Consider the following 25,837-nt stretch of genomic DNA (forward strand, 5'->3'; position numbering starts at 1 on the left):
AAGGTCGTGTCAGACCAGGAGGCCTCCGCAATGACCGCCCATCGCATTCCGCTCTCCGAGCTCGAACAGGGCATCCCGTTCGAGCAGCGCCACATCGGGCCCGACCACGAGGCCCAAGCCAAGATGCTCGCGCAGGTCGGATACGGCTCGCTCGACGAGCTCACGGCCGCCGCGGTCCCGGACGTCATCAAGAACGCCGACGCGCTGGACCTCCCCGGCGCGCGCACCGAGGCCGAGGTCCTGGCCGAGCTGCGCTCCCTCGCGGACCGCAACCAGGTGCTCGACTCCATGATCGGCCTCGGGTACTACGGCACCTTCACGCCGCCGGTGATCCTGCGCAACGTGATGGAGAACCCGGCCTGGTACACCGCGTACACGCCGTACCAGCCGGAGATCTCGCAGGGCCGCCTCGAGGCGCTGCTCAACTTCCAGACCGTGGTCGCGGAGCTGACCGGCCTGCCGACGTCCGGCGCCTCGCTGCTGGACGAGGGCACCGCCGCCGCCGAGGCGATGGCGCTGTCCCGGCGGATGGGCAAGAACAAGAAGGGCCTCTTCCTGGTCGACGCGGACGCCCTGCCGCAGACGATCGCGGTCATCCAGACCCGCGCCGAGCCGACCGGCGTCGAGGTCGTGGTCGCCGACCTGAGCGAGGGCCTCCCGGCCGACGTAGCCGGCCGCGAGATCAACGGCGTGCTGATCCAGTACCCGGGCGCCTCCGGCGCCGTACGCGACATCAAGCCTGTCATCGAGCAGGCGCACGAGCTCGGCGCCGTCGTCACGGTCGCCGCCGACCTGCTCGCCCTGACGCTGCTCACCGCGCCCGGCGACCTCGGCGCCGACATCGCCGTCGGCACCACCCAGCGCTTCGGTGTGCCGATGGGCTTCGGCGGGCCGCACGCCGGTTACATGGCCGTCCGCGAGTCGTTCGCGCGCAGCCTGCCCGGCCGGCTCGTGGGCGTCTCCGTGGACGCGGACGGGCACAAGGCGTACCGCCTGGCCCTGCAGACCCGTGAGCAGCACATCCGCCGGGAGAAGGCCACCAGCAACATCTGCACCGCGCAGGTGCTGCTCGCCGTCATGGCCGGCATGTACGCCGTCTACCACGGACCCGAGGGCCTGCGGACGATCGCCCGGCGCACGCACCGCTACGCCACCATCCTCGCCGCGGGCCTGGAGGCCGGCGGCGTCGAGGTCGTCCACGGCTCGTACTTCGACACGCTGACCGCGCGGGTCCCCGGCCGGGCCGCCGCCGTCGTGGCCGCCGCCCGCGAGGGCGGGGTCAACCTGCACCTCGTCGACGCCGACCACGTGTCGCTCGCCTGCGACGAGACCACCGGGCGCAAGCAGCTCGGCGCCGTGTGGACCGCCTTCGGCGTCGAGGGCGACATCGAGGAGCTGGACGCCTCGGCCGCCGACACGCTGCCCGAGTCGCTGCTGCGCACCGACGACTACCTGGCGCACCCGGTCTTCCACCAGTACCGCTCCGAGACCGCGATGTTGCGCTACCTGCGCCGGCTCTCGGACCGGGACTACGCGCTCGACCGCGGCATGATCCCGCTGGGCTCCTGCACGATGAAGCTCAACGCGACCACCGAGATGGAGCCGGTCACCTGGCCCGAGTTCGGGCAGATGCACCCCTTCGCGCCCGCCGAGCAGGCGCAGGGCTACCTGACGCTCATCCACGAGCTGGAGGACCGCCTCGCCGAGGTCACGGGCTACGACAACGTGTCGTTGCAGCCCAACGCCGGTTCGCAGGGCGAGCTGGCGGGTCTGCTCGCGGTACGCGGATACCACCGGGCCAACGGCGACGAGCAGCGCACCGTCTGCCTCATCCCGTCCTCCGCCCACGGCACCAACGCGGCCAGCGCCGTGATGGCCGGCATGAAGGTCGTCGTCGTGAAGACCGCCGGGGACGGCGAGATCGACGTCGAGGACCTGCGGGCCAAGATCGAGCGGTACCGCGACGAGCTGTCGGTGCTGATGATCACGTACCCCTCCACGCACGGTGTGTTCGAGGAGCACGTGGCCGACATCTGCGCCCAGGTGCACGAGGCCGGAGGCCAGGTGTACGTCGACGGCGCCAACCTGAACGCGCTGGTCGGTCTCGCCAAGCCCGGTCACTTCGGCGGCGACGTCTCGCACCTGAACCTGCACAAGACGTTCTGCATCCCGCACGGCGGCGGCGGCCCGGGCGTCGGCCCGGTCGGCGTGCGCGCCCACCTCGCCCCGTACCTGCCGAACCACCCGCTGCAGCCCGCGGCCGGCCCGGAGACGGGCGTGGGCCCGATCTCGGCCGCGCCCTGGGGCTCCGCCGGAATCCTGCCGATCTCCTGGGCGTACGTCCGGCTCATGGGCGGCGAGGGCCTCAAGCGGGCCACGCAGGTCGCGGTGCTGTCCGCGAACTACATCGCCAAGCGCTTGGAGCCGCACTACCCGGTGCTCTACACCGGTCCGGGTGGCCTCGTCGCGCACGAGTGCATCATCGACCTGCGCCCGCTGACCAAGGCGACCGGCGTCAGCGTGGACGACATCGCCAAGCGGCTCATCGACTACGGCTTCCACGCGCCGACCATGTCGTTCCCCGTCGCGGGGACGCTGATGATCGAGCCGACCGAGTCCGAGGACCTGGTGGAGCTGGACCGGTTCTGCGAGGCGATGATCGCGATCCGTGCCGAGATCGAGAAGGTCGGCTCGGGCGAGTGGCCGGCGGAGGACAACCCGCTGCGCGGGGCTCCGCACACGGCCGCGGCGCTGGGCGGCGACTGGGAGCACGCGTACAGCCGTGCCGAGGCCGTCTTCCCGGCCGGTGTCTCGGCCGCGGACAAGTACTGGCCGCCGGTGCGCCGCATCGACCAGGCGTACGGCGACCGCAACCTCGTCTGCTCCTGCCCGCCGCTGGACGCTTACGAGGAGTAGTCACCGCGGGACATACGTCGGGGCCGGTTCGGAGAGTGCGTCTCCGGGCCGGCCCCTCTTGTGCATGGGCGGCTGTCGCAGCCGTCCGATGGTGCGGCTCAGGCGGCCGTCATCACCTGTCCCGTGCCCATGGGGCGGTGCGGAGCGATGATCTGGCCGTCGGGCAGGAGCTCACCGGTGTCCTCGAAGAGGACGACGCCGTTGCACAGCAGGCTCCATCCCTGCTCCGGGTGGTGCGCCACATGAAGGGCGGCCTCCCGGTCGGCGGAGTCGGCTGTCGGGCACGGTGGCTGGTGCTGGCACATGGATGGAGTCTTTCGCTGGGTCGTGACGTGTGAGCTGGCTGTCGGAACTGTCTTGCGGCTCGGAACGTCGTTCATGGCCGCCCCCCGTTTGATAAGTCGGTCTGGAACCAGTGTTGCCCTACGGGCGTCAATCCGCAGGGATTTGGCAGCAGCACTTCTCACAGGTTGATGACGCATCACCCGTGCGGGCGGTTCATCCCAACTGCACTGTCTCTTCGGGTGGTTCGGGGTGGCCCGATGGGGCTAGTCCGGACGGGGCGGAGGGGCTCGCCACTCGTACGAGCGCCAGGTGGCACGGGAGAGCGACGTGCCCCGCAGCCGGTCGACGACTGCGGGGCACGGGCCTGGAACGGAGAGCCGGCCGCCGGGGTGTGTCCCTGTCCTCCTAGGCGGGCGAGCCGAGCAGGGGAGCGGGCGTCACCCGGTGGGTGAGCACGGGCAGCAGCTCGGCGACGCGGTGCGGGCGATGGGCCGCGATACCGGGCGGCGCGGGCGCGAGCGGCACCAGGAGATCGGTGGCGGCGGGGTGGCCGTCGGCGCCGTCGGCGGTGCAGTCGCCGTGCAGCCAGAGCGTGAGCATGTACAGCTCGGGCACGGACAGCAGCCGCGGCTGGTAGGGGATCTGCATGTTCTCCGCCTGGCGCAGGGCACGCTCGGTGGCGGTGACGTACGGGCCCTCGAAGAAGTGGGAGAAGGCCCAGCCGTCGGGGGTCAGCATCGTCTCGGCGGCGGCCACCGCGCGCTCGCCGCTGCGGATCAGGAAGCGCCATCCGGCGAGCCGGGTGGCGGAGGCGCCGGCGGGCGTGATCCGGTCGAGGACGTACACGGGCAGGGGGAGTTCGGGTGTCACGGGTCCCTGGGCGTTGCGCAGGGACGGGGTTCGCGCCTCGCGGACAGCGGTGGGGGAACCGAGTGCCGTGAGGACAGAGCGCAGGGCGGGCGCGGGAGCCGGGGGGACATGCAGCGGCATGGTGGGTCGCCTCTCATTCGACAGGCACGGTGGCGCGAGGGCGGGGGCGGACGACACTGTCAGCTCTCGGGGTCAGAGGGGCGGATGCAATGACGGCGAGCGCCAACTCTCTGCCTCGTTTGCGGAGTTTATACGACACGTGTTCACACAATGTTTCGTCTAGCTGTTCCGCTGATGAAGAACAAGGACCTATTCGGTCGTCGAAAGGTGGCGTTCCTCCCCTTTTCGCGCGGGGTGCGCGGAGCTGACCTCGATTTACCGTGCCGAAGCGGTCGGCCGATTCTCGTCGGCGTTTTTCACGAGCGCGCAAAGGAGTGAAACTGCGCGCGGCACCATGCCTGGTGAATGTGCCGGGGGGTACTCGTCGTCCAGGGTAGCGGGCCCGGCGCCCGCCCGGGACGTTATGGATCGCGTTGCCGGGGCATCATCCACCGTGACCGTGAACCAGAGCGGCCGGAGCATCGGCCTACCCATCCAAGGAGGGAAACTTCGATGGGAGAGAAGGTCGTGGCGGGGTCGTTCGACCTGTCTGATCGGCAGCGCTACCGCAGCAAGCTCCAGGAGTGTCTGGCGGGGCTCGAGAGGCTGCTGGAGGAACAGCGCTTCGAGCGTCCGCGGAATCTGATGGGCCTGGAGATCGAGCTGAATCTGGCGGGGCCGGACGGCACGCCGCGCATGATGAATGCGCAAGTACTCGATCGGATAGCGAGCCGGGATTTCCAAACAGAACTCGCCATGTTCAATCTTGAAGTGAACATCGCTCCACACCGATTGGGCGGGCGGGTATTCGACCAGCTCTCGGAGGAGCTGAGCACGTCCCTCGCCTATGCGCACCGCAAAGCGAAGGAGGTCGACGCCGGAATCGTGATGATCGGCATTCTGCCGACTCTCGGCCGTGACGACCTGGTCTCCTCGAACCTGTCGGACGTCGACCGCTACACCCTGCTGAACGACCAGATCGTGGCGGCCCGCGGTGAGGACTTCGCGCTCGACATCGACGGGGTGGAGCGCCTGGTCTGCACGTCGCGGTCCATCGCCCCGGAGGCCGCCTGCACCTCCGTGCAGCTGCACCTCCAGGTCACCCCGGCGCGGTTCGCCGACGTGTGGAACGCCGCCCAGGCGATCGCCGCCGCGCAGATCGCCGTCGGGGCCAACTCGCCCTTCCTGTTCGGGCACGAGCTGTGGCGCGAATCGCGGCCGCCGCTGTTCCTGCAGTCCACGGACACCCGGCCGCCGGAGCTCCAGGCCCAGGGCGTACGGCCGAGGACCTGGTTCGGGGAGCGGTGGATCACGTCCGCCTACGACCTCTTCGAGGAGAACCTGCGCTACTTCCCGGCGCTGCTGCCCATCTGTGACGACGAGGACCCGCTGAAGGTGCTCGACGGCGGTGGCGTCCCCAAGCTGTCCGAGCTCGTGCTGCACAACGGCACGGTCTACCGCTGGAACCGGCCGGTGTACGACATCGCCGACGGGGTGCCGCATCTGCGGGTCGAGAACCGGGTGCTGCCCGCCGGGCCCACCGTCACCGACGTCATGGCCAACACCGCCTTCTACTACGGGCTCGTCCGGGCACTGGCCGACGAGACGAAGCCGGTGTGGACGCGGATGCCGTTCGAGGCGGCGGCCGCGAACTTCGAGGCCGCGTGCCGCGACGGTATCGACGCGCGCCTCCAGTGGCCGGGCAGGGGCCGCTCGGGCGGGACCGCGGAAGTCGACGCCGTGGACCTGGTGCGCGACGAGCTGCTGCCGCTGGCGGCGGCAGGCCTTGACGCGTGGGGTGTGGAGCCCGTCGACCGGGACTTCTACCTGGGCGTGATCGAGGAGCGGTGCCGGCTCCGGGTCAACGGCGCGAGTTGGCAGGCGGCCACCTTCCACCAGGCGCTGGAGAAGGGGCTCGGGCGCGATGCCGCGCTGGCCGCCACCACCAAGCGGTACTCCGAGCTGATGCACGCCGGGGAGCCGGTGCACACGTGGCCGGTGGGGCTGCCGGAGCCGGTACCGCTGGGCTGAGCGGCGCCGGGTGCGCCGACGCCTCCGCGAGCTCGTCTCCGGCGGCGCGGCGCACCCGGACGGGCCGGATCAGCTCCGGCTGCCCGCGGCGACGATGGCCTCCAGGATCACCGCGTGGATGCGGGAGGGTTCGCTGACCTTGTGGGCCGAGCCGCCGGTCGCCGCCGCGATGCGCTCCGCCTCCTCCTCGTCCGCCTCCGGGCCGACGGCGATCGCGATCAGCGGGACCGGACGGTCGGGGTCGGCGAGCTTCTCCAGCTCCTCGACCAGGCGGGAGCGCGAGATGCTGCCGGGATCCTGGTTCACCCCGTCGGTCAGGACCACCAGCGCGTTGAACTTCCCCCGCACGTACGACCCGGTGGCGGCCCGGTAGGCGGCCAGTGTCGTGTCGTACAGGCCGGTCGCGCCGCCGGGCACCGGCCTCAGACCGCTGAACGCCTTCGCCAGTGCGCCGCGCTGCGTGCCGTGGCCGACCCGGTCGCCGAGTCGTTTCGTCGGCACCACGACGCGGTAGTCGCGGTTCCCGTCGAGCTTCGCGGCGAACGTCCACAGACCGACCTCGTCCTCGGCGGTGAACGTGGCGAGGGCCTGCGACAGGGATGCCTTCGTGACGTCCATGCGGGACCGGGTGGTGCCGGGCACCCTCTCCGTCATCGACGCGGAGGTGTCCACGACCGCGGTGACGCGGGCGCTCTGCACGGTGACCGTCCACATGCCGAGGGCCTTCTGGAGAGCCCTGGCCGACGCGGGTTCGGGCGCGGACTCGGCGTACGGCTGCGGGAAGCGGCCGCCCGCGGCCGTGACCAGGGCGGCCGGGGCGGTGTCCGCCTCCGGGCGGAAGCCGTGCCGCAGCAGGATCCTGCGCCCTTCGGGCTGGCCCATGAACGTCATGAACCGCAGGGCGGCGCGGCTCTCGTCCGTGGTCAGCCGCGCCTCGTCGACCAGGGTGAACGGATAGTCCAGGCGCGGGGAACCGTCCTCCGGGTAGAACAGGTCGAGTCCGGCGCCGTCCTCCACCGCGGAGTTGTGGGCGAACGCGGCCTGCTCCGAGAGGACCAGCGCCTGATTGGGGTTCGCCTCGCCCCGCCCGGTGCCACCGGACAGGGTGGCGAGGACCTGGCCGTCGCCGTCCGCCGTGCGCCGCGACAGGCCCTTGACCAGCGCCGCCACCCCGGTGTCGCCGCCCTTGCCGCCCGAGGCCGTCGCGCTGAGCCGGGTGAGGGCGAGCAGGCCGGTCGCACTGCGCGCGGGGTCGGCCGCTCCGAGCCCGGGACCGTTGCCGCGCAGGCCCGCGCCCGCCAGCTCGGTCCACGTGTACGTCCTGTCGGGCCACCCCAGCGACCTGGCGGCGGACGGGACCATGGCCACGCCGACCGGTGAGGAGGCCACCGCGCCCGCCCGGGTCACCCCGGTCGCCCGGTCGGCCCCGGTGACGCGCTGCACCCACAGGTCCGAGTCCGGCACCCACACCTCGACACCGGCTCCGCGGCCCGACCTGAGCGTGTCCGCGACCTCGTGGGCCTCCCGGGCCGTCACGGCGATGTCGAGGCAGTGCCCGTCGGAGGTGACGTGTGAGGCGCGGGCGCGCTCGGCCGCGGCCTTCAGGGCCGGGGCGATGTCCGGGGAGGCGGCGACCCGGAGACGGACGGCGTCGTCCTGGCAGGAGGAACCGAAGGAGAACAGACCACCGCCGACCGCCGCGGCGGTGCCCGCCGCCACGGTGAGCACCAGGACGGCCGCGAGCGCCACATTGCGGCGCCGGGCGCGAAGCCGGGGGTCGGCGGAACCCGCTCCGTACCCGTCGGGCAAGCTGTGACGTCCCATGGCGGTGCGATCCTCCCTGCTGGGCCCCGAGCCGTGATCAGCTGTTCGGCAGGACACAGGGAGGTACGCCTCGACGGTGCCCGTCCCCCCGACGGCCTGTCGCGCACGATCTTCGCAACTTCTTTCGAGACCCTAGCGGGGCGAAGATGGGGACGAGACGGGATTACCCAACTGGAGGCGGGAGTGCAGGTGGAGGCGGGGCCGGCAGCCGGATCCTTTCCCGAGGAGCGGCTTTCACGAAGGATTTTCCGGGACGAGACCCTGCTGGTCCTCGGGCTGTCGCTCGGTGCGAGCGGGGTGTCCGCACTGATCAGCTTCGTCGGATCGGTCACCAAGCCGGGCGGTCTCAAGGACCAGGCGGCCACCCTGAACGCCTCGGCCGCGCCGGGACGTCCGTGGCTCGACCTGGCCTGGCAGCTGTTCGGCATCGCGTCGGCGCTGGTCCCGGTCGCGCTGGTGGCGCACCTGCTGCTGCGGGAGGGGCAGGGGCTGCGCACGCTCGGCTTCGACCGTACGCGGCCCTGGCCGGACCTCGGGCGCGGGGCCGCGGTCGCGGCGGTGATCGGCAGTACCGGCATCGCGTTCTACCTGGCGGCGCGCGGCCTCGGCTTCAACCTCACGGTGGTGCCCGAGGCGCTGCCCGACGTGTGGTGGAAGTACCCGGTGCTGATCCTCTCCGCCCTGCAGAACGCGATCCTCGAAGAGGTCATCGTCGTCGGCTATCTGCTGCGCCGTCTCGGGCAGTTGGGGTGGACGCCGGGCACGGCGCTCGTCGCGAGCGCGGTGCTGCGCGGGTCGTACCACCTCTACCAGGGCATCGGCGGGTTCCTCGGCAACCTCGCGATGGGCCTGGTCTTCGTCTGGCTCTACCGGCGCTGGGGCCGCGTCGGGCCGCTGGTGGTGGCCCATTCCCTGCTCGACATCGGGGCGTTCGTGGGTTACGCGCTGCTGGCCGGCAAGGTGGGCTGGCTGCCGACGGCTTGAGCGGGGTCCGGGGTCCGAGGAGCCGTGGGTGTGCGGCGGCGCGGGCCCGGGGCCGTACGAGTGGGGCGTACCAAGTGCGGTACGCCACTCTTCTCTGCCTGGGTGTTGCCGACGTCAGGTGAGCAGTTCGCCGTCGATGACCGTGACGGCGTGGCCGCTGAGCAGGGTGCGGTCGCCGCGCAGTCGCGTGCGGACGCGTCCTGAGCGCGCTGAGGCCTGGAGGCCGGTCAGGTCGGCCCTGCCGAGGCGCTCCGACCAGAACGGGGCGAGGGCCGTGTGGGCGCTGCCGGTGACCGGGTCCTCGTCGATGCCGACGTTCGGGAAGAAGCAGCGGGAGACGAAGTCGTGGTCCGCCGCGGGGTCTTCGGCGCGGGCGGTGGCGATGATGCCGCGCTCGGAGAACCGCGCGAGGGCCCGTAGGTCGGGGGCGAGGCCGAGGACGGTCTTCTCGTCGGCCAGCTCGATCAGCAGGTCGCCGATGTTCGGCCCGGTGTCGAAGGCGCTGAGGGGCTGGGCGCCCAGGGCTTCGGCGACGCCGTCCGGGATCTCGGCCGCCGTGAGCGGGGCGGTCGGGAAGTCGAGGGTGAACGAACCGTCGTCCTGGGGCGTCGCGATGAGCACACCGCTGCGGGTCGCGAACCGGACCGGACCCGTGTGGGCGCCCGTGCTGTGCAGGACGTGCGCGGCGGCCAGCGTGGCGTGACCGCACAGCGCGACCTCGGTGACGGGCGTGAACCAGCGCAGGGCCCAGTCCGCCTCGCCGCCATCGGGCAGCCGGTGGGTGAACGCCGTCTCGGCGTGGTTGACCTCGCGGGCGACGTCCTGGAGCCAGGCGTCGTCCGGGAAGGCGTCGAGGAGCAGGACCCCGGCCGGGTTGCCGGCGAAGGGGCGGTCGGTGAAGGCGTCGACGATTCGAATCCGCATGGGCGTGACGCTAGTCGGCGCCCGGAGCCGTGGGCCAAGGCCAATTCGGGAGTGGCGGCCCCGTTTCGGGCCGATGGGTCGGGACCTGCGTGTTGCGGGGTGCCGGGCGTTGCCTGCTCTGCCCCGGGCCCCTCCTTTTTCGGGACGGCTCCCCGTCCGACGTAACTGACCTGCGGGCAGGCGGCCGGGCTCGGCACCTTGTGACCGCCCGGCGTGGCAGAGGGTTGTCTTCCGAACTGTTCCGATATATCGTTGACGCATCGCGACCGATCAACGATGGAATGGAGTGATTGCGATGCGTTCCCATGGACAGGAATTCGGCTACGAACACGGACATGGACACCACGGCGGGCCCGGCCATCACGGTCGGGGCGGCTTCGAGGGGCGGCGGGGGGCTTTCGGGCCCTTCGGTCCCGGTGGTCCCGGCTTCGGCGGACCCGGCTTCGGCCCGGGCCCCTGGGGTGGGCGGGGCGGCCGCGGCGGTCCGCGGGGCAGGGCGCGACGGGGCGACGTACGCGCGTCGATCCTGGCCCTGCTCAAGGACCGGCCCATGCACGGCTACGAGATGATCCAGGAGATCGCCGAGCGCAGCGGCGGGGCGTGGAAGCCCAGCCCGGGTTCGGTCTATCCCACCCTCCAGCTGCTGGAGGACGAGGGCCTGATCACCAGCGAGACCGAGGGCGGCAAGAAGCTGTTCTCACTCACCGAGGCCGGCCGTTCCGCGGCCGCCGAGGGCCCCGACGCGCCCTGGGAAGAGGCGGGGCGCGGGGTCGACTGGGAGGCGCTGAGCGAGATCCGGCAGGCCGGTTTCGGCCTGATGGAGGCGTTCGGCCAGGTCTGGAAGACCGGCAGCAAGGACCAGCGCGACAAGGCGCTGACGGTCATCAACGACGCCCGCAAGAAGCTGTATCTGATCCTCGCCGACGAGGACTGACGGCCCGTGGTGGTACGCCGCCTTCAGGGGTACGGCGGTCGCCCGGAGCTTCGGTCCGGTGACCGCCCGCCCCTGTCGGCGGCGGGATGAAGGGCGCCCCGCGGAGGCTTCTCCGCGGGGCGCCCTTCGTCGTGACGGCCGGACGGCGGGGGCGCTCAGGTCACCAGCCCGGCCAGCTTGCGCAGCGACTCGTGCAGCGCGGCCGTCGCCGAGTCCTTGAGCTTGCCCGCCATCAGCGAGACGGCGGCGCCGGTGAACTCGCCGTGGATGCGGACCGTGGTCGCCTCGCCGTCCGGGACGAGGGTGTAGCGGGTGGCCACGACGACGGCCATCGGGCCCTTGCCGCGGATGGCGAGGACGCGGGCCGGTTCCAGTTCCTCGATGGTCCAGTCGACCTCGGCGGGAAAACTCATCAGCCTCATGTTCTCCGTGAACCCGCCGCCGACGGCCAGGACTTCGGGACCGCCCTTCGGGAAGCTGGTGTGCGTGGAGTTCCACTCCCCGTACGAGGAGAAGTCCGTGAGCCGCGCCCAGATCTTCTCGGCGGGCGCCTCGATCCGTGCCTCCGCGCTGACTTCGGCCATGGGGCCACCCCTTCGTCTCGGGCGCTGCGCCCGGCGCAGCTGCGGTGTCGCGGAACGTAACCCCGGGGCCCGGAACATTCAATACTGATGAACCGTCAGAACAGCTGTGCACGCGGGAGATTGAGGGAGCGAGCGGCCGCGCGATGGTGCCCTCAGCCGAGCCGCCGTATCTCCGCGGCGTCGAACACGTCCAACGCGCGCGGCAGGGCGCTCTCATCGTGGCAGTGCCACGCCTCCCAGAACAGGTCGGCGAGCAGGGCGTCCTCGGGCGCGTCCACCCGGTACACGTACTGCCTGCCGTCGACGGCGGGCAGGGCGACCAGCCAGCCCCGGCTCTCCATGTCCGTATCGGACGTGCTCCGGGGCGGCCCGGTTGCGATCGGGGCGCAAGGCAAGGCGGCGCGCGCCCCTCGGGGGAGAACGGCGCGATGTCATCCGTAGGGAGGAGACCGGAACGGGGATGCCCACCCTGTGTCGGACGGCAAGATGCTTCCCGCCGAGGATGCCCGGAACCGGGGGTGGCTGATGGGGTGAGGGGGTGCCATACGGTCCTCTCCAGCAACCGGCCGCCCAACAAGGGCCGGGCCCTTCCGACCCCGACGCCGGCCTCAGTGCCGAACTGGCGTCGGTGGTCGCCGGCGCGCGCAGAAGGGCGCTCAGGGACGGGGACCGGCAGATCGACACGGCCCATCTGCTGCACACGCTCCTGGAGAACGACCCCGAGGTGCGCGCCGCCTTCGAGAGCGGACCGCAGCTCGCGCGGCTGCTCGGCTACCTGGTCCAGCGCAGCATCGGCTACGGGCTGCGCTGGCAGAGCTCGGTCGAGGACTCGGGCGCCGTTCCCGTGACCGGCTCCGGGGTGACGGGCTGGTCACCGGTGGCGGCCGGGGCGATGGACGGAGCCTGTGCGCGCGCGGGCCGGCGCGGGGACGTCACGGCCCGCGGCCTGGATCTGCTGGCGGCGATCGTCGCCGACCCGGAGTCGCGCGCCGTCGAGGTGCTGGGGCGCGCGGGCGTCGATCCGCAGGCGTTGCTGCTGCGCGTCGACGCCGGAGCCGTGCACGAGGAGTGCGTCGGCGACGGCGGTCGCTGAACCGGCGGTCGCGTCCGCGTCACGAGCCACGGCTGCCGCGAGTCCGCCGGGCCGGTCGGCGCGCGGACGCGGTGCGCTCACGATCGCCTCCACCTGCCGCGGCCGATGCCAGGACGCGCTTCCCGGGCGGTGCCGCGCTTCCGGCGGGCGCCCAACTCCCGTCCACGGGACCGGTGTCGGGCCCCGAAGCGGTGCCGTCTCGTCCCAGAGATTCCATGCCGTGGCCGGGTCCAGCGTATGAGACAGGTGTCATCGGGGGTGACGCTCATGACCGCGCCTGTCATCATGTGCCGGTGCGTACGTCTCGGAGCAGTGAGAGTCACCCCGGCAGGGGAGTCGGGCTGGGCCTGGCCCTCGTGTCGGCGGTCGCCTTCGGCGGGTCCGGTGTCGCGGCCAAGCCGCTGATCGAAGCGGGGCTCGACCCGCTCCACGTCGTGTGGCTGCGCGTCGCGGGCGCCGCCCTCGTGATGCTGCCCCTGGCGGTGCGCCATCGCGCCCTGGTCCTGCGGCGCCCCGCCCTGCTCGCGGGGTACGGCCTCCTCGCGGTGGCCGGCGTCCAGGCCTGCTACTTCGCCTCGATCTCCCGCATCCCCGTGGGTGTCGCCCTGCTCGTCGAGTACCTCGCGCCCGCCCTGGTGCTGGGCTGGGTGCGCTTCGTGCAGCGCCGCCCCGTGACGCGGGCCGCCGCGCTCGGCGTCGTCCTCGCCGTCGGCGGTCTCGCGTGCGTGGTCGAGGTGTGGTCGGGGCTCAGCTTCGACCTGCTCGGACTGCTGCTCGCGCTGGGCGCCGCCTGCTGCCAGGTCGGCTACTTCGTCCTGTCCGACCAGGGCAGCGACGCCGGCGCCGAGGCTCCGGACCCGCTCGGCGTCATCGCGTACGGGCTGCTCGTCGGCGCCCTCGTCCTGACCGCCGTCGCCCGCCCCTGGACCATGGACTGGACGGTGCTCAGTGGCAGCGCCGACATGAACGGCACGTCCGTCGCCGCCGCGCTGCTGCTCGGCTGGATCGTGCTGATCGCCACCGTCGTCGCCTACGTCACCGGCGTGGTGTCCGTACGCAAGCTGTCGCCGCAGGTGGCCGGGGTCGTGGCGTGCCTGGAGGCGGTCATCGCGACCGTGCTCGCCTGGGTCCTGCTCGGCGAGCACCTGTCGGCGCCGCAGATCGTCGGCGGGGCCGTCGTGCTGGTGGGCGCGTTCATCGCGCAGTCCTCCGCGCCCGCGAAGGCTCCGCAGGGGCCGGTCGCCGGGGGCACGGGCAGCGGCGAAAGGGAGTTGTCCGCGCGGGGAACGGCCACATAGTGTGCTGATCATGCACTCGCACGCACTCGTCCTTCCGCCTCCGGCCGCCTGAGGCGGGCCCCCGGATCCACGCCCGGCGCACCGCCGGGCGGAGCGGTGCTGCCCGCGGAAGAAGTCCGAGGACCCCCGCGTACGTCCACCACGCCGTGCCCGAGCACGGCCGCCGCACCCGCACGTCCGGGTGCCGCGCCGGTGACGTCGCAGGTCCTTCATGAGCTTCTGCGACCTCGCGGAGAAAACACGTGTCGAACACTGCAACCGGCCTGCCCGTCGGGCGGGGCCTGCTCTATCTGATCGTCGCCGGTGCCGCATGGGGCACCGCGGGCGCGGCCGCCTCACTGGTCTACCGGGCCAGTGACATGGGGCCCGTCGCCCTGTCCTTCTGGCGGTGCGCGGGCGGACTCGTCCTGCTGCTCGCCGCCCGTCCCCTGCGGCCGCGGACGACGCCCGCCGTCCGGGAACCGCTCGGCCGCAAGGCGCTGCGGGCGGGCGCCACCGGACTCGGACTCGCCGTCTTCCAGACCGCCTACTTCGCCGCCGTCGAGTCCACCGGGCTCGCCGTGGCCACCGTCGTCACCCTCGGCGCCGGCCCCGTACTCATCGCGCTGGGCGCCCGGCTGACCATGGGCGAGCGGATCGGCCGCGGGGGCGTCGCCGCCGTCGCCGGGGCGCTCGCCGGACTCGCGGTGCTCGTGCTCGGCAGCGGGGGGACGGCCGTACGGCCCTGGGGGGTCGTGCTCGCGGTCCTGTCGGCGGCCGGGTACTCCCTGATGACGCTGCTGACACGCTGGTGGGGGCGGTTCGGCGGGGTCGACGCGTCGGGGACGACCGTGTGGGCGTTCGGTGTGACGACCGTGTGCCTGCTGCCCTTCGGGCTGGCCGGGGGACTGCTCCCGCAGACCGGCCACCCCGCCCATGTCCTGCTCCTGCTGGTGTACATCGCCGCCGTGCCCACGGCGCTCGCCTACGCCCTGTACTTCGCGGGCGCGGCCGTGATCCGGTCGGCCACCGTCTCGGTGATCATGCTGCTCGAACCGGTGAGCGCGGCTGTCCTCGCGGTCGCCGTGCTCGGTGAGCACCTCACGACGGCGACGCTCGTCGGCACGCTGGTGATGCTGGCGTCGGTCGCCGCGCTCGCGGTGGCAGAGACCCGGGCCGCGGGCCCGGAGACCCGCACGGTCCCGGAGGCGGAGACGGCACCGGTCTGAGACGGGAGGCCGGCACACCCCCCGCACGCCTCAGCCGCCTCCGCGCATCACAGGGTCGTCAGATAGTCCGGCAGCCCGATGCCCGGGGCGAGGTCGGCGGCCGGGACGGGGGTGTCGTACCCCTTGGCCAGCGGGACCACACCGGTCCAGTGGGGGAGGTCCATGTCCTCGGGCTCGTCATTGGGGCCGCCGGTGCGCAGCTTCGCGGAGACCTCGTCCAGGTCGAGGCGGATCACGGCGGTCGCGGCCAGTTCCTTGGCGTTGGCCGGGCGGGAGTCGCGGGAGCGGCCCGGGACGATGTGGTCCACCAGCGCGTCCAGGGCCTCCCGCTTCTCGTCCGGGTCCGTCACCGTACGGGCGACGCCGTGCACCACGACGGAGCGGTAGTTCATCGAGTGGTGGAAGGCGGACCGCGCGAGGACCAGGCCGTCGACGTGGGTGACCGTCACGCAGACGGGAAGGCCGGGGTCCGTCCCGTCCGCCATCCGCAGCGGGCGCGAGCCGGTCGAGCCGTGCAGGTAGAGCCGCTCGCCGACGCGTCCGTAGAGCGTGGGCAGGACGACGGGGGCGCCGTCGCGGACGAAACCGAGATGGCAGACGTACCCCTCGTCGAGTATCGAGTGCACCATCTCGTGGTCGTAGGCCGCGCGCTCCCGGGAACGGGTCGGGACGGTGCGGTCGGTCGGGGTGTAGGCAGCCGGCTGCGCCGTCCCCGGCTGGGTGCTCGTCTCCGTCATTTGCGGCCTCCATTGCACTAGTGCATAATCATCTTTGTGCTAGGAGAGTATCGGATCGAGGGGCGTCGCGCAGCCGAGATCGCCGCCAGTGTGGAGCGCGCGGTGGGTTCCGGCGGGCTGGAGCCGGGCCAACTGCTGCCACCGATGCGGGAGTTGGCCGGTGAGCTGGGTGTCAATCCCAACACCGTCGCGGCCGCCTACCGCACGCTGCGGGAGCGTGGTGTCATCGAGACGGCCGGGCGGCGCGGCAGCCGTGTGCGCTCCAAGCCCGCCACCACCGGCCGCGAGCACATCGGGGTCCGCGTGCCGCCGGGCGTACGGAACGTGGCCGCCGGCAATCCCGACCCGGCGCTGCTTCCCGGCCTCGCGGAGGCGTTCGCGGTGGCCGCCGCCCGCGCGGACCGGGAGCCGGTGATGTACGGCGAGGACGCCGTGGAGCCCGAACTGGCGCGGCTGGCCCGTGCCGATCTCGACGCGGACGGCGTGCCGGACGGCCCGGTGGTCGTGGCCTCGGGATCGCTCGACGCGATCGAGCGGGTCCTGGCCGCGCACCTGAAACCGGGGGACGCCGTCGCCGTCGAGGATCCCGGCTGGGGCAGCCTGCTCGACCTCGTGCCCGCGCTCGGGCTGCGCACGGTCCCGGTGCGGGTGGACGACGAGGGCCCGGTCCCCGAGGACGTACTCCGTGCGCTGGAGGGCGGCGCGCGTGCCCTGGTCGTCACCGACCGGGCGCAGAACCCCACCGGCGCCTCGGTGACCGCGGCCCGGGCGCGTGCCCTGCGGTCGGTGCTGCGGGCGCATCCGCGGACGCTGCTGGTCGAGGACGACCACGGTCACCGGATCGTCGACCTGCCGTTGCATCCGCTGGCCGGGGTGACGCACCACTGGGCGTTCGTCCGCTCCGTCGCCAAGGCCTACGGGCCCGACCTGCGGATCGCCGTCCTGACGGGTGACCGGGTCACCGTCGACCGGGTGCACGGGCGGCAGCGGCTCGGGCCCGGCTGGGTGAGCCTGCTGCTCCAGCGGGCCGTGGTGCACCTGTGGACCAGTGGCGCGGTGGACGTCCCGGCCGTGGCGGGGGCCTACGGACGGCGGCGCGACGCGCTCATCGCGGCCCTGGCGGAGCGCGGGGTGGAGGCGCACGGGCGCAGCGGGATGAACGTGTGGATCCCCGTCCCGGACGAGACGGGCGTGGTCGCGCGGCTGCTGCACGCGGGCTGGGCCGTCGCGCCCGGGGCGCGGTTCCGGATGAACGCGCCGCCGGGCATCAGGATCACCGTCTCGACGTTCACCCCGGACGACATCGTGCCGGTGGCGGACGCGGTCGCCTCGGCGATCGGGCCGGAGGCGGTGCGGCGGTACGTGTGAGGCGCGGGCGGCCGTGTCCCTGTCGCTGTCACGCCGTCCGCGCCGGTGCGCGGTGTCCGCGGTGTCCGTCGGCCGTGCCGGTTCCGGTGGGACACTTCGGGGCCGCGGGGGCCGCGGTCACGTCGTCCGTCGCGGCCTCGCCTGGGTCAGGGCCGCCCCCGCGAGGACGATCACCGCGCCGACCGGCGTCGACCAGGCCAGCGACTCGCCGAGGACGGCGACGCCCGCGGCGGTGGCGATGACCGGGATGAAGTACGTGACCATCTGGGCGGTCGTGGGCCCCACTTCGGCGACCAGGCCGTACTGGATGAGCACGGCGATCCCCGTGCCGAGCGCGCCCAGCGCCGCGATCGCGAGCAGCGGCACCAGCGGAAACCTCGTCGGCAGAGTGGTGAACAGCGGTGTCACGAAGGCCAGTTGCACGGTGGCCAGGAACAACTGCGCGCCGGTCATCGACAGATGCGAGTTGCCCGTACCCGCCAGGGTGCGGCGGACGTAGATCCAGCCGACGGGATAGCTGAGCGAGGCGGCCAGTGCCATCGCCGTGCCCGCGGCGTCCAGGCCGCTGAAGCCCTGCCAGGCGCCGAGCACCGTCAAGACGCCCAGGAAGCCGATGCCGAGTCCGGCGACCCGCACCCGGGTCGGCCGGTCCTCGGAGAGGGCGACCAGGGACAGGGCCATGCCCCACAGCGGGGAGGTCGCGTTGCAGATGCCCGCCAGCGTGGAGGGGATCGTCAGCTCCGAGTAGGCGAAGAGCGAGAACGGCAGCGCGTTCAACAGGAAGGCGGCGACCGTGAGATGGCCCCACGTGCGGGCGCCGCGCGGCAGCCGCTCCCGCTTCACCGTTATCGCCGCGGCCAGCACCGCGGTGCCGAACACCAGCCGCCCGAGGGTGACCTGGAACGGCGCGTACCCGTCGGTGCCGACCTTGATCAGAAGGAAGCTGAAGCCCCAGACCAGGGAGAGGGCTCCGAAGCGGAGCCGCCAGTCGAGGGCCGGACGGCCCGCGGGCGCGGTGGCGGGGGCGAGGGGCCGGGGGCTGGTGACGCTGCTCATGGAGGCAACGATGAAGCAGACGATCTCGTAGCACAAGCGAGAATTCGCGAGCGATATCTCGTAGCATCACTTACATGTTGAACCTGGAGCGCCTGCGCACCCTGGACGCCCTCGCCCGGCACGGTTCGGTCAGCGCCGCCGCCGAGGGACTGCACGTCACGACCTCGGCGGTCTCCCAGCAGATGTCCAAGCTGGAGCGCGAGGTGGGACAGCAACTGCTCGCCAAGAACGGGCGGGGGGTGCGCCTCACGGACGCCGGCCGGCTGCTCGCCGACCACGCCGCGCGCATCCTGTCCCAGGTCGAGCTCGCCCAGGCCGACCTGGAGGCCCAGCGCGGGCAGGTGGCCGGCGAACTGCGCCTGTCCGCCTTCCCGACCGCCGCGCGCGGGCTGTTCCCGGCCGCGCTGGCCGCCCTGCGCGCCGAACACCCCGGGCTCAGGGTGCGTTCGAGCGAGCTGGAGCCGGAGGCCGGCGTCGCGGGAGTCGTGCGCGGCGACCTCGATCTGGCGGTGGTGCTCGACTGGTACAACAAGCCGATGCCGCTGCCCGACGGCCTGGTCAAGGCGTCCGTCCTCGACGACCCGGCCGACGTGGCCATCCCGGCCGGGCACCGCTTCGCCGACCGCGCGGAGGTGGACCTCTGCGACTTCGCCGAGGACGAGTGGATCACCTGGGGCCAGGGCGAGTTCTGCCACGAGTGGCTGATGTTCACGCTGCGCTCCAAGGGGGTCGAGCCGCGCATCGGCCACCGCGCGGGGGAGACGCACACCCAGCTCGGCCTGGTCGCCGCGGGCCTGGGTGTCTGCATCGCGCCGCTGCTCGGCCGGCACCCGGTGCCGCGAGGCGTCGTCCTGGTCCCGGTGAAGCAGCGGGTGCGGCGGCACGTGTACGTCGTGTGGCGGGCGGACGCCGACCGCCGCCCGTCGATCCGGGCGGCCGTCGAGGCACTGCGGACGGCGGGCCGGGCCGTCGCCTCCTGAAGCCCCGGCCGAGCGGGCGCGAGAGCCCTACGGCTGCGCCAGCTTCCGGAAGTCCCAGGACGCGACCGCGTCGGGGGTCAGCCGCATCCAGGCGTGCCGGCCGTCGTGCGGCAGCTCGTCGATGCCGAAGTTCTTCCGCGCGAACAGCCGCTCCACGGCGTCCAGTTCGGGACACGGCTGGCCCGTGCGCGGCGCCTCGCCGACGAACTCGACGGTGCCGGACAGCTCGGCGCCCCGCAGTTCGCCGTACTCCTCACCGGCGTCCACGACGACCGCGAGCCGCGGGTCCCGGCGCAGATCGGCCCAGCGCCTGCTGCGGGTGAGCGAGTACAGCCACAGCGAGGTGCCGTCCCAGACGAACCAGAGGGGGCTCACGTGCGGGGCGCCGTCGGCCGACACCGTGGCGACACGGCAGGTGCGCCGGCCGGCCAGGAACTCGTCCAGTTCCTCCGGCGTCATCATGATCTTCCGGCCCCGGCGCTGAGTGACGGCCATGCGGTCCCCTCGTCTCGGACGTCCGCGCCGGACCCGGTGTCTGACGCTGCGTCAGGAAAGCATGGGGCGTCTTCCGTCCGCACGCAATGGTCGTTAGTCTCGCCCGCTCCGGCCGTCCGTGACCAGGGGGAGCCATGCCGACGTACGAACAGCTCAGCGAACTCCTCGACCCCGCCTCCACCGTGCTGCTCACCGTCGAATGCCAGCAGGGCGTCGTGGGCCCGGACAGCGCGCTCCCCGAACTGGCCAAGGAGGCACGCTCGTCGGGGGCGCTCGTGAACGTCGCGCGACTGGTGGCCGCCGCGCACGAGAGCGGGGTGCAGGTGATCCACGCGCTCGCCGAACGCAGGCCAGACGGCAGGGGGGCCAACCGCAACGCCCGGCTGTTCCGGGCGGCCGAGCGGCTGCCCGTGCAACAGCTCAGCGGCACCACCGCCGTGCGCGTCGCGCCGCCCGTGGAGGTGACCGAGGAGGACATCGTCGTACGGCGGCTGCACGGTCTGTCGCCCCTGTCGGGCACCGACGTCGACCCGCTGCTGCGCAACCTCGGCTGCCGCACCCTGGTCGTCACCGGCGTCTCCGCCAACGTGGCCGTGCCCAACGCCGTGTTCGACGCCGTCAACCGCGGCTACACCGCCGTCGTGCCCGCGGACGCGATCGCGGGGGTGCCCGCCGACTACACCTCCGCCATGATCCGCCACACGCTCGCCCTGGTCGCCACCGTCACGACCACGGACGACGTGCTCGCCTGCCTCAAGCGGCCGCGCCGCGGGCAGCGGGCCTGACCGGGTGCGCGGCCGGCCCCCCGACCGGCCGCGCGCCCGGTCAGACGAGCTTGATCGAGTCGCCGTCCACGGAGATCTCGGCGGCGGGCAGCGGCTTGGTCGCGGGACCCTTCTTGACGCTGCCGTCGGCCGCGGAGAACTGGCTGCCGTGACAAGGGCAGTTGATCACGCCGTCCGAGACGCGCTTCACCGCGCACCCGGCGTGGGTGCACTTGGACGAGAAGGCCTTGAAGGTGCCGGCGACCGGCTGGGTCACCACCACCCCCTGGTCCGCGAAGACCTTGCCGCCGCCCTCCGGGATGTCGGCGGTCCTGGCCAGCACCGGCCCGGCGGCGGCGCCGCCCGATCCGCCGTCCTGGCCGCCGGGCTTCACCTCATTGGAGCCGGACGAGTTGTCCTTCGACCCGCACGCGGTCAGCGCGACGGCGACCCCGGCCGCGCCGACCGCCGCCATGACGGTACGGCGGGCCGGTCCCGTGACAGTGGCGGGCTCAAGCGATTCGCTGGTCATGCCGACGTTCCCTTCAACGGACACGGATTCGATCCACCCAGGGGTACGGGCCGCCGGCGGACCCCGTTCAGCCGGGCGGTGCCGGAACCGGGCGCGGACCCCTGCCGCCCGCCCACAGGCGCGCCCGGCGTCCGGGACCACCCCAGTAGCCTGGGGCGATGCTCAAGGAAGTGATCGCGACCCGCTACATCACGCCCCTGCGTGAGGGCGGCTCGCTGCCGGGACTGGTCGAGGCCGACGATCTCCGGACCTACGTCATGAAGTTCACCGGCGCCGGACAGGGGCGCAAGACGCTCGTCGCGGAGGTCGTCTGCGGTGAACTCGCCCGTCGCCTCGGCCTGCGGGTGCCCGGCCTCGTCACCGTCGACCTCGACCCGGTCCTCGGCCTCGGCGAACCCGATCCCGAGGTGCAGGGACTCCTGAAGTCCAGCGGCGGTCCCAACCTCGGCATGGACTTCCTGTCGCGCGCCCTCGGCTTCGACGCCCTGGCCTTCGAGGTGAGCTCCGAGGAGGCCGGCCGGATCGTCTGGTTCGACGCCCTGGTCAACAACGTCGACCGCTCCTGGCGCAACCCCAACCTGCTGGTCCGCCGGGGCGAGCTGTGGCTCATCGACCACGGTGCCACCATGATCTGGCACCACAACTGGCCCGGCGCCCGGGCCTCCGCGGCGAAGCCCTACGACGCCTCCGACCACGCCCTCGCCCCCTTCCGCCCCGACATCGCCTCCGCCGCGGCGGACCTCGCCCCCCTCGTCACCGAGGACCTGCTCGCCGAGGTGACCGCCGAGATCCCCGACGCCTGGCTGGCGGGCGAGCCCGGCTTCGACTCGCCGGACGCCTTGCGCCGCGCCTACGCGGAGCCGCTGCTGGCCCGCGCCGCCGACATCCACGAACGCGTCAAGGGGGACAAGTGAGCGAGCGGGACGTCTTCGAGTACGCGCTGCTGCGTGTGGTGCCGCGCGTCGAGCGCGGCGAGTGCTTCAACGCCGGCGTGCTGGTGTACTGCCGCGCCCGGTCCTTCGTCACCGTCCGCACCCATCTGGACGAGGCCAAGCTGCGCGCCCTCGATCCCGAGGCGGACGTGACCGGGGTGCGGGCGGCGCTGCGTGCCGTCGAGGGGGTCTGCACCGGAGGAAAGTCCGCAGGTCAGGCCGCTCATGACGATGCCGGGCGGCGCTTTCGCTGGCTGATCGCACCCCGCTCCACCGTCGTGCAGCCGGGCCCCGTGCACACCGGACTGACCGCCGATCCCGCGGCCGAGGCGGACCGGTTGCTCACCCTGCTGGTGAGGTAATGGATCACATGCGGGCGGTGTGCCGTTGACACCGCGTGCCAGGGCTTCTAGCGTCACGTCTGCTGAGGGTACTAAGCGGTCGCTCACCGGACGGGCGTACCGTGTGAGCCGCAGGCTCCTCAGGACTCCCGAGGCCTCCGCAAGGGCGCCGAGGTTGCCGAGACAGGCATGACGACAGGCTTTTCCAAGGGCGAGGAGAACCAGCAATGTCCACCACTGAGCAGCGTGTCGCCGTGGTCACCGGCGCCGCGCGCGGCATCGGCGCCGCGACCGCCGTACGACTGGCGGCCGAGGGCCGTGCCGTCGCCGTGATCGACCTCGACGAAGCCGCGTGCAAGGACACCGTGGAGAAGATCACCGCCGCCGGTGGCAAGGCCATCGCCGTCGGCTGCGACGTCTCCGACGAGGCCCAGGTCGAGGCCGCCGTCGCGCGCATCGCCGCGGAGCTCGGGGCGCCGACGATCCTGGTGAACAACGCGGGCGTGCTCCGCGACAACCTGCTGTTCAAGATGGACGTCTCCGACTGGGACACCGTCATGAACGTGCACCTGCGCGGCGCCTTCCTGATGTCCAAGGCCTGCCAGAAGCACATGGTGGACGCCAAGTTCGGCCGCATCGTGAACCTCTCGTCGTCCTCGGCGCTCGGCAACCGCGGTCAGGTCAACTACTCGGCCGCCAAGGCCGGTCTGCAGGGCTTCACCAAGACCCTCGCCAAGGAGCTCGGCAAGTTCGGCGTCACCGCCAACGCCGTCGCGCCCGGCTTCATCGTCACCGAGATGACCGCGCAGACCGCCGCGCGCGTGGGCATGGACTTCGAGGACTTCCAGGCCGCCGCCGCCACCCAGATCCCGGTGCAGCGCGTCGGCCGCCCGGACGACATCGCCAACGCGATCGCCTTCTTCACGGGCGAGGAGGCCGGCTTCGTCTCCGGCCAGGTCATGTACGTCGCCGGCGGACCCCTCAACTGAAGCCCGGAGACACGGACATGACCACACTTCCCGAACTCTCCGGCAAGGTCGCGCTCATCACCGGCGGCAGCCGCGGCATCGGCTACGGCGTCGCCGAGGCCCTGATCGCCCGCGGCGACCGCGTGTGCATCACCGGCCGCAACGAGGACTCCCTCAAGGAGGCCGTCGAGGCGCTCGGCTCCGACCGCGTCATCGGCGTGGCCGGCAAGGCCCACGACGAGGCGCACCAGGCCGTCGCCGTCGAGCGCACGATGGAGGCCTTCGGCCGCGTCGACTACCTGGTCAACAACGCCGGTACGAACCCCGTGTTCGGGCCGATCGCCGAGCTGGACCTGAACGTGGCGCGCAAGGTCTTCGAGACCAACGTCGTCTCGGCCCTCGGCTTCGCCCAGCAGACCTGGAAGGCATGGCAGAGCGAGAACGGCGGCGCGATCGTCAACATCGCCTCCGTCGCCGGCCTCGCCCCCTCGCCGTTCATCGGCGCGTACGGCATCAGCAAGGCCGCCATGATCAACCTGACCGTGCAGCTCGCGCACGAGTTCGCGCCGAAGGTCCGGGTCAACGCCATCGCCCCGGCCGTCGTCAAGACCAAGTTCGCGCAGGCGCTGTACGAGGGCCGCGAGGCGGAGGCAGCCGCCGCCTACCCCCTCGGACGGCTCGGCGTCCCCTCCGACATCGGCGGTGCCGCCGCCTTCCTCACCTCGTCGCAGTCGGACTGGGTGACCGGTCAGACCCTCGTGGTGGACGGCGGGATCTTCCTCAACGCCGGAGTCGCCTGACGGCTCTCTCGACGCGGGCGCAGTGGACAGAAACAGCGCCCGCGTCGACCTCCGCACCCCGTACAGCCGGATGACAACGTAGTCACATCCGTGCTGATCAAGTGCCCTGCCGGAACCCGGTTCCATCGGCGGGGCACTGCGGTATCGTCTGCCGACCCTTGGTACGGCAGATCGAGGAGCGTGCGCGTGTTCAACCGGAACCGATGTCTGCGTGAGCTGGCGGCGGTCACGTCCATATCCCTGGTGACCGGGTGCGGCATCCTGTCCTCGGACTCCTCCGCCGACCAGGGGCCGATCGTCGTCGGTACCACCAGCGCCCCCAGCACGCTCGACCCCGCCGCCTCCTGGGACGGCTCGTGGGAGCTGTTCCGCAACATCTACCAGACGCTGCTGAGCTACCCCTCCGGGGCGACCGCGCCCGAGCCCGACGCCGCCGAGAGCTGCAAATTCACCGACGACGCCAACCGCGTGTACCGGTGCGTGCTGCGCAAGGACATGAAGTTCTCCGACGGCGACAAGCTCGACGCCCGCGCGGTCAAGTACTCGATCGACCGGATCCGCAAGATCAACGTGCGCGGTGGCCCGGCCGGTCTGCTCGGCAGCCTGGAGCGCATCCAGGCACTGAGCGACCGCGAGATCGTCTTCCACCTCAACAAGCCGGACGCCACTTTCCCCTTCGTCCTCGCCACCCCCGCCATGTCGATCGTCGACCCCGACGACTACCCGGCCGACTCGCTGCGCAAGGACGGCAAGGTCTTCGGGTCCGGGCCCTACAGCCTGCGGTCGTACGAGGAGGGCAAGGAGGCCGAGCTGGTCAAGAACGACCACTACGACGGCTTCGCCGAGCGCAAGAACGACGCGGTCACCATCCGCTACTTCCAGGACTCCGCCCAGATGGTCGCGGCCCTCCGGGCGAAGAAGATCGACGTCACCTTCCGCGGCCTCGCCTCCGAGGACGTCGTCGCCCTCCAGGGGCAGCGGGCCAAGGACGAGGGCCTCCAGCTGGTGGAGGGCTCGGGCACCGAGATCAGCTACCTGGTCTTCAACCCCAAGGACCCCTGGGCCAAGAAGCCCGCGGTCCGCAAGGCGATCGCGCAGATCGTCGACCGGCCCGCCATCGCGCACAAGGTCTACAAGGGCACCGTCGACCCGCTGTACTCGATGGTCCCCAGGGGCCTGGTCGGGCACACCACGGCCTTCTTCGACGACTTCGGGGACCCCAGCACCTCCAAGGCCCGCAAGATCCTCGCGGACGCCGGCATCACCCAGCGCGTGCCGCTCACCCTCTGGTACACCACCGACCGCTACGGATCCGAGACGGCACCGGAGTTCCGGGAGCTGAAGAACCAGCTCAACGCCTCCGGCCTCTTCGACGTCACCGTCAAGGGCCGCCCCTGGAAGACGTACGAGGCGGGCTACCGCAAGGGCGAGTACCCCGTGTTCGGGCGCGGCTGGTTCCCCGACTTCCCGGACGCCGAGAACTTCATCGCCCCCTTCGTCGGCGAACAGAACGCGCTCGGTACGCCCTACGAGTCGCCCGAGATCACCGGGGTGCTGCTGCCCGAGTCCCGCCGGGAGAGCGACCGCGGGGCCGTGGTCAAGCAGTTCGAGCAGGCGCAGCAGATCCTGGTCGACGACGCGCGGCTGCTGCCCCTGTGGCAGGGCAAGCAGTACGTGGCCGCGAGCGAGGAGATCGCAGGCGGCGAGCGGGCGCTCGACCCGTCGACGATCATGACGATGTGGGAGCTGCACCGGAAGACCAGCTGGTGACGTGACGTGACGTGACGGGGGCGCGGGCCGGTTGTCAGTGGTCG

The 25,837-nt window shown here is 72.2% G+C and carries 25 protein-coding genes; 15 read left to right on the top strand and 10 right to left on the bottom strand.

Annotated features, from left to right (window positions below):
* Positions 1-30: 30 nt before the first annotated feature.
* A complete protein-coding gene (gene gcvP, locus ACZ4VA_RS12555) occupies positions 31-2,916 on the top strand; it encodes an aminomethyl-transferring glycine dehydrogenase (RefSeq protein WP_468081142.1) in 2,886 nt (961 codons plus the stop codon).
* 98 nt (positions 2,917-3,014) lie between these two features.
* Here gcvP and ACZ4VA_RS12560 read toward each other — a convergent pair whose 3' ends face one another.
* Together ACZ4VA_RS12560 and ACZ4VA_RS12565 are read right to left on the bottom strand one after the other, a co-directional pair.
* Positions 3,015-3,221, bottom strand: a complete 207-nt coding sequence (locus ACZ4VA_RS12560; RefSeq protein WP_355788441.1) for a DUF5999 family protein — start codon at positions 3,219-3,221, stop codon at positions 3,015-3,017.
* A 385-nt stretch (positions 3,222-3,606) separates the two neighbouring features.
* On the bottom strand, positions 3,607-4,191 hold the full coding sequence (locus ACZ4VA_RS12565; protein ID WP_355788444.1) for a hypothetical protein: 585 nt from the start codon (positions 4,189-4,191) through the stop codon (positions 3,607-3,609).
* Positions 4,192-4,683: 492 nt separating this feature from the next.
* Between ACZ4VA_RS12565 and ACZ4VA_RS12570 the strand changes: the two genes are divergently transcribed.
* Positions 4,684-6,201 (top strand): glutamate-cysteine ligase family protein, encoded by a 1,518-nt coding sequence (locus ACZ4VA_RS12570; RefSeq protein WP_356171344.1) that lies wholly within the window; start codon positions 4,684-4,686, stop codon positions 6,199-6,201.
* Positions 6,202-6,270: 69 nt separating this feature from the next.
* Here ACZ4VA_RS12570 and ACZ4VA_RS12575 read toward each other — a convergent pair whose 3' ends face one another.
* Positions 6,271-8,025, bottom strand: a complete 1,755-nt coding sequence (locus tag ACZ4VA_RS12575; RefSeq protein WP_468081145.1) for a substrate-binding and VWA domain-containing protein — start codon at positions 8,023-8,025, stop codon at positions 6,271-6,273.
* Between the two features lie 183 nt (positions 8,026-8,208).
* Here ACZ4VA_RS12575 and ACZ4VA_RS12580 point away from each other — a divergent pair, with 183 nt between their 5' ends.
* Positions 8,209-9,009, top strand: coding sequence for a CPBP family intramembrane glutamic endopeptidase (locus ACZ4VA_RS12580; protein WP_355795191.1), 801 nt, complete (start codon positions 8,209-8,211; stop codon positions 9,007-9,009).
* A 114-nt stretch (positions 9,010-9,123) separates the two neighbouring features.
* Here ACZ4VA_RS12580 and ACZ4VA_RS12585 read toward each other — a convergent pair whose 3' ends face one another.
* A complete protein-coding gene (locus tag ACZ4VA_RS12585) occupies positions 9,124-9,933 on the bottom strand; it encodes a PhzF family phenazine biosynthesis protein (protein ID WP_356171339.1) in 810 nt (269 codons plus the stop codon).
* Between the two features lie 295 nt (positions 9,934-10,228).
* Here ACZ4VA_RS12585 and ACZ4VA_RS12590 point away from each other — a divergent pair, with 295 nt between their 5' ends.
* Positions 10,229-10,867, top strand: a complete 639-nt coding sequence (locus ACZ4VA_RS12590) for a PadR family transcriptional regulator (RefSeq protein WP_356171336.1) — start codon at positions 10,229-10,231, stop codon at positions 10,865-10,867.
* A 155-nt stretch (positions 10,868-11,022) separates the two neighbouring features.
* Here ACZ4VA_RS12590 and ACZ4VA_RS12595 read toward each other — a convergent pair whose 3' ends face one another.
* Together ACZ4VA_RS12595 and ACZ4VA_RS12600 are read right to left on the bottom strand one after the other, a co-directional pair.
* Entirely contained in the window at positions 11,023-11,451 is a 429-nt protein-coding gene (locus ACZ4VA_RS12595; protein WP_355793226.1) for a type II toxin-antitoxin system Rv0910 family toxin, read from the bottom strand.
* A gap of 152 nt (positions 11,452-11,603) precedes the next feature.
* On the bottom strand, positions 11,604-11,792 hold the full coding sequence (locus tag ACZ4VA_RS12600) for a hypothetical protein (RefSeq protein ID WP_468081149.1): 189 nt from the start codon (positions 11,790-11,792) through the stop codon (positions 11,604-11,606).
* A gap of 197 nt (positions 11,793-11,989) precedes the next feature.
* Between ACZ4VA_RS12600 and ACZ4VA_RS12605 the strand changes: the two genes are divergently transcribed.
* The 3 genes from ACZ4VA_RS12605 (at position 11,990) to ACZ4VA_RS12615 (ending at position 15,050) form a co-directional block, all read left to right on the top strand.
* Positions 11,990-12,544, top strand: a complete 555-nt coding sequence (locus ACZ4VA_RS12605) for a peptidase (protein WP_468081151.1) — start codon at positions 11,990-11,992, stop codon at positions 12,542-12,544.
* A gap of 287 nt (positions 12,545-12,831) precedes the next feature.
* On the top strand, positions 12,832-13,842 hold the full coding sequence (locus ACZ4VA_RS12610; protein ID WP_468081153.1) for an EamA family transporter: 1,011 nt from the start codon (positions 12,832-12,834) through the stop codon (positions 13,840-13,842).
* 242 nt (positions 13,843-14,084) lie between these two features.
* Positions 14,085-15,050, top strand: a complete 966-nt coding sequence (locus ACZ4VA_RS12615; protein WP_356171328.1) for a DMT family transporter — start codon at positions 14,085-14,087, stop codon at positions 15,048-15,050.
* 47 nt (positions 15,051-15,097) lie between these two features.
* Here ACZ4VA_RS12615 and ACZ4VA_RS12620 read toward each other — a convergent pair whose 3' ends face one another.
* On the bottom strand, positions 15,098-15,787 hold the full coding sequence (locus tag ACZ4VA_RS12620; RefSeq protein ID WP_356171325.1) for a pyridoxamine 5'-phosphate oxidase family protein: 690 nt from the start codon (positions 15,785-15,787) through the stop codon (positions 15,098-15,100).
* Between the two features lie 36 nt (positions 15,788-15,823).
* Here ACZ4VA_RS12620 and ACZ4VA_RS12625 point away from each other — a divergent pair, with 36 nt between their 5' ends.
* Positions 15,824-17,155 carry an aminotransferase class I/II-fold pyridoxal phosphate-dependent enzyme gene (locus ACZ4VA_RS12625; RefSeq protein WP_356243650.1) on the top strand — a complete coding sequence of 444 codons (1,332 nt, stop codon included), beginning with the start codon at positions 15,824-15,826 and terminating at the stop codon, positions 17,153-17,155.
* A gap of 117 nt (positions 17,156-17,272) precedes the next feature.
* On the opposite strand, the gene ACZ4VA_RS12630 is transcribed toward ACZ4VA_RS12625, so the two are convergent.
* Positions 17,273-18,247, bottom strand: coding sequence for a DMT family transporter (locus ACZ4VA_RS12630; RefSeq protein WP_468081155.1), 975 nt, complete (start codon positions 18,245-18,247; stop codon positions 17,273-17,275).
* A 38-nt stretch (positions 18,248-18,285) separates the two neighbouring features.
* Here ACZ4VA_RS12630 and ACZ4VA_RS12635 point away from each other — a divergent pair, with 38 nt between their 5' ends.
* Positions 18,286-19,191 (top strand): LysR family transcriptional regulator, encoded by a 906-nt coding sequence (locus ACZ4VA_RS12635; RefSeq protein ID WP_356171316.1) that lies wholly within the window; start codon positions 18,286-18,288, stop codon positions 19,189-19,191.
* Positions 19,192-19,218: 27 nt separating this feature from the next.
* On the opposite strand, the gene ACZ4VA_RS12640 is transcribed toward ACZ4VA_RS12635, so the two are convergent.
* Positions 19,219-19,686 carry a pyridoxamine 5'-phosphate oxidase family protein gene (locus ACZ4VA_RS12640; protein WP_356171313.1) on the bottom strand — a complete coding sequence of 156 codons (468 nt, stop codon included), beginning with the start codon at positions 19,684-19,686 and terminating at the stop codon, positions 19,219-19,221.
* Between the two features lie 134 nt (positions 19,687-19,820).
* Here ACZ4VA_RS12640 and ACZ4VA_RS12645 point away from each other — a divergent pair, with 134 nt between their 5' ends.
* Positions 19,821-20,471 carry a cysteine hydrolase family protein gene (locus tag ACZ4VA_RS12645; RefSeq protein ID WP_356243656.1) on the top strand — a complete coding sequence of 217 codons (651 nt, stop codon included), beginning with the start codon at positions 19,821-19,823 and terminating at the stop codon, positions 20,469-20,471.
* Between the two features lie 40 nt (positions 20,472-20,511).
* On the opposite strand, the gene ACZ4VA_RS12650 is transcribed toward ACZ4VA_RS12645, so the two are convergent.
* A complete protein-coding gene (locus ACZ4VA_RS12650; protein ID WP_356171307.1) occupies positions 20,512-20,982 on the bottom strand; it encodes a Rieske (2Fe-2S) protein in 471 nt (156 codons plus the stop codon).
* Between the two features lie 158 nt (positions 20,983-21,140).
* Here ACZ4VA_RS12650 and ACZ4VA_RS12655 point away from each other — a divergent pair, with 158 nt between their 5' ends.
* The 5 genes from ACZ4VA_RS12655 (at position 21,141) to ACZ4VA_RS12675 (ending at position 25,793) form a co-directional block, all read left to right on the top strand.
* On the top strand, positions 21,141-21,896 hold the full coding sequence (locus tag ACZ4VA_RS12655; protein WP_356243659.1) for a HipA family kinase: 756 nt from the start codon (positions 21,141-21,143) through the stop codon (positions 21,894-21,896).
* A complete protein-coding gene (locus tag ACZ4VA_RS12660) occupies positions 21,893-22,276 on the top strand; it encodes a DUF3037 domain-containing protein (protein WP_356243662.1) in 384 nt (127 codons plus the stop codon). The genes ACZ4VA_RS12655 and ACZ4VA_RS12660 overlap by 4 nt, the downstream gene beginning before the upstream one ends.
* Positions 22,277-22,482: 206 nt before the next feature.
* Positions 22,483-23,244: a 3-oxoacyl-ACP reductase FabG gene (fabG, locus tag ACZ4VA_RS12665; RefSeq protein WP_355782869.1), complete on the top strand. Its 762-nt coding sequence runs from the start codon at positions 22,483-22,485 to the stop codon at positions 23,242-23,244.
* Positions 23,245-23,261: 17 nt separating this feature from the next.
* Positions 23,262-24,023 (top strand): SDR family oxidoreductase, encoded by a 762-nt coding sequence (locus tag ACZ4VA_RS12670; RefSeq protein ID WP_355782872.1) that lies wholly within the window; start codon positions 23,262-23,264, stop codon positions 24,021-24,023.
* Positions 24,024-24,209: 186 nt separating this feature from the next.
* Complete coding sequence (locus ACZ4VA_RS12675; RefSeq protein WP_355782875.1) at positions 24,210-25,793, top strand: ABC transporter substrate-binding protein; 1,584 nt, start codon at positions 24,210-24,212, stop codon at positions 25,791-25,793.
* The last annotated feature ends 44 nt before the right edge of the window (positions 25,794-25,837 follow it).

The organism is Streptomyces sp. NPDC028308 (genome assembly GCF_055565855.1).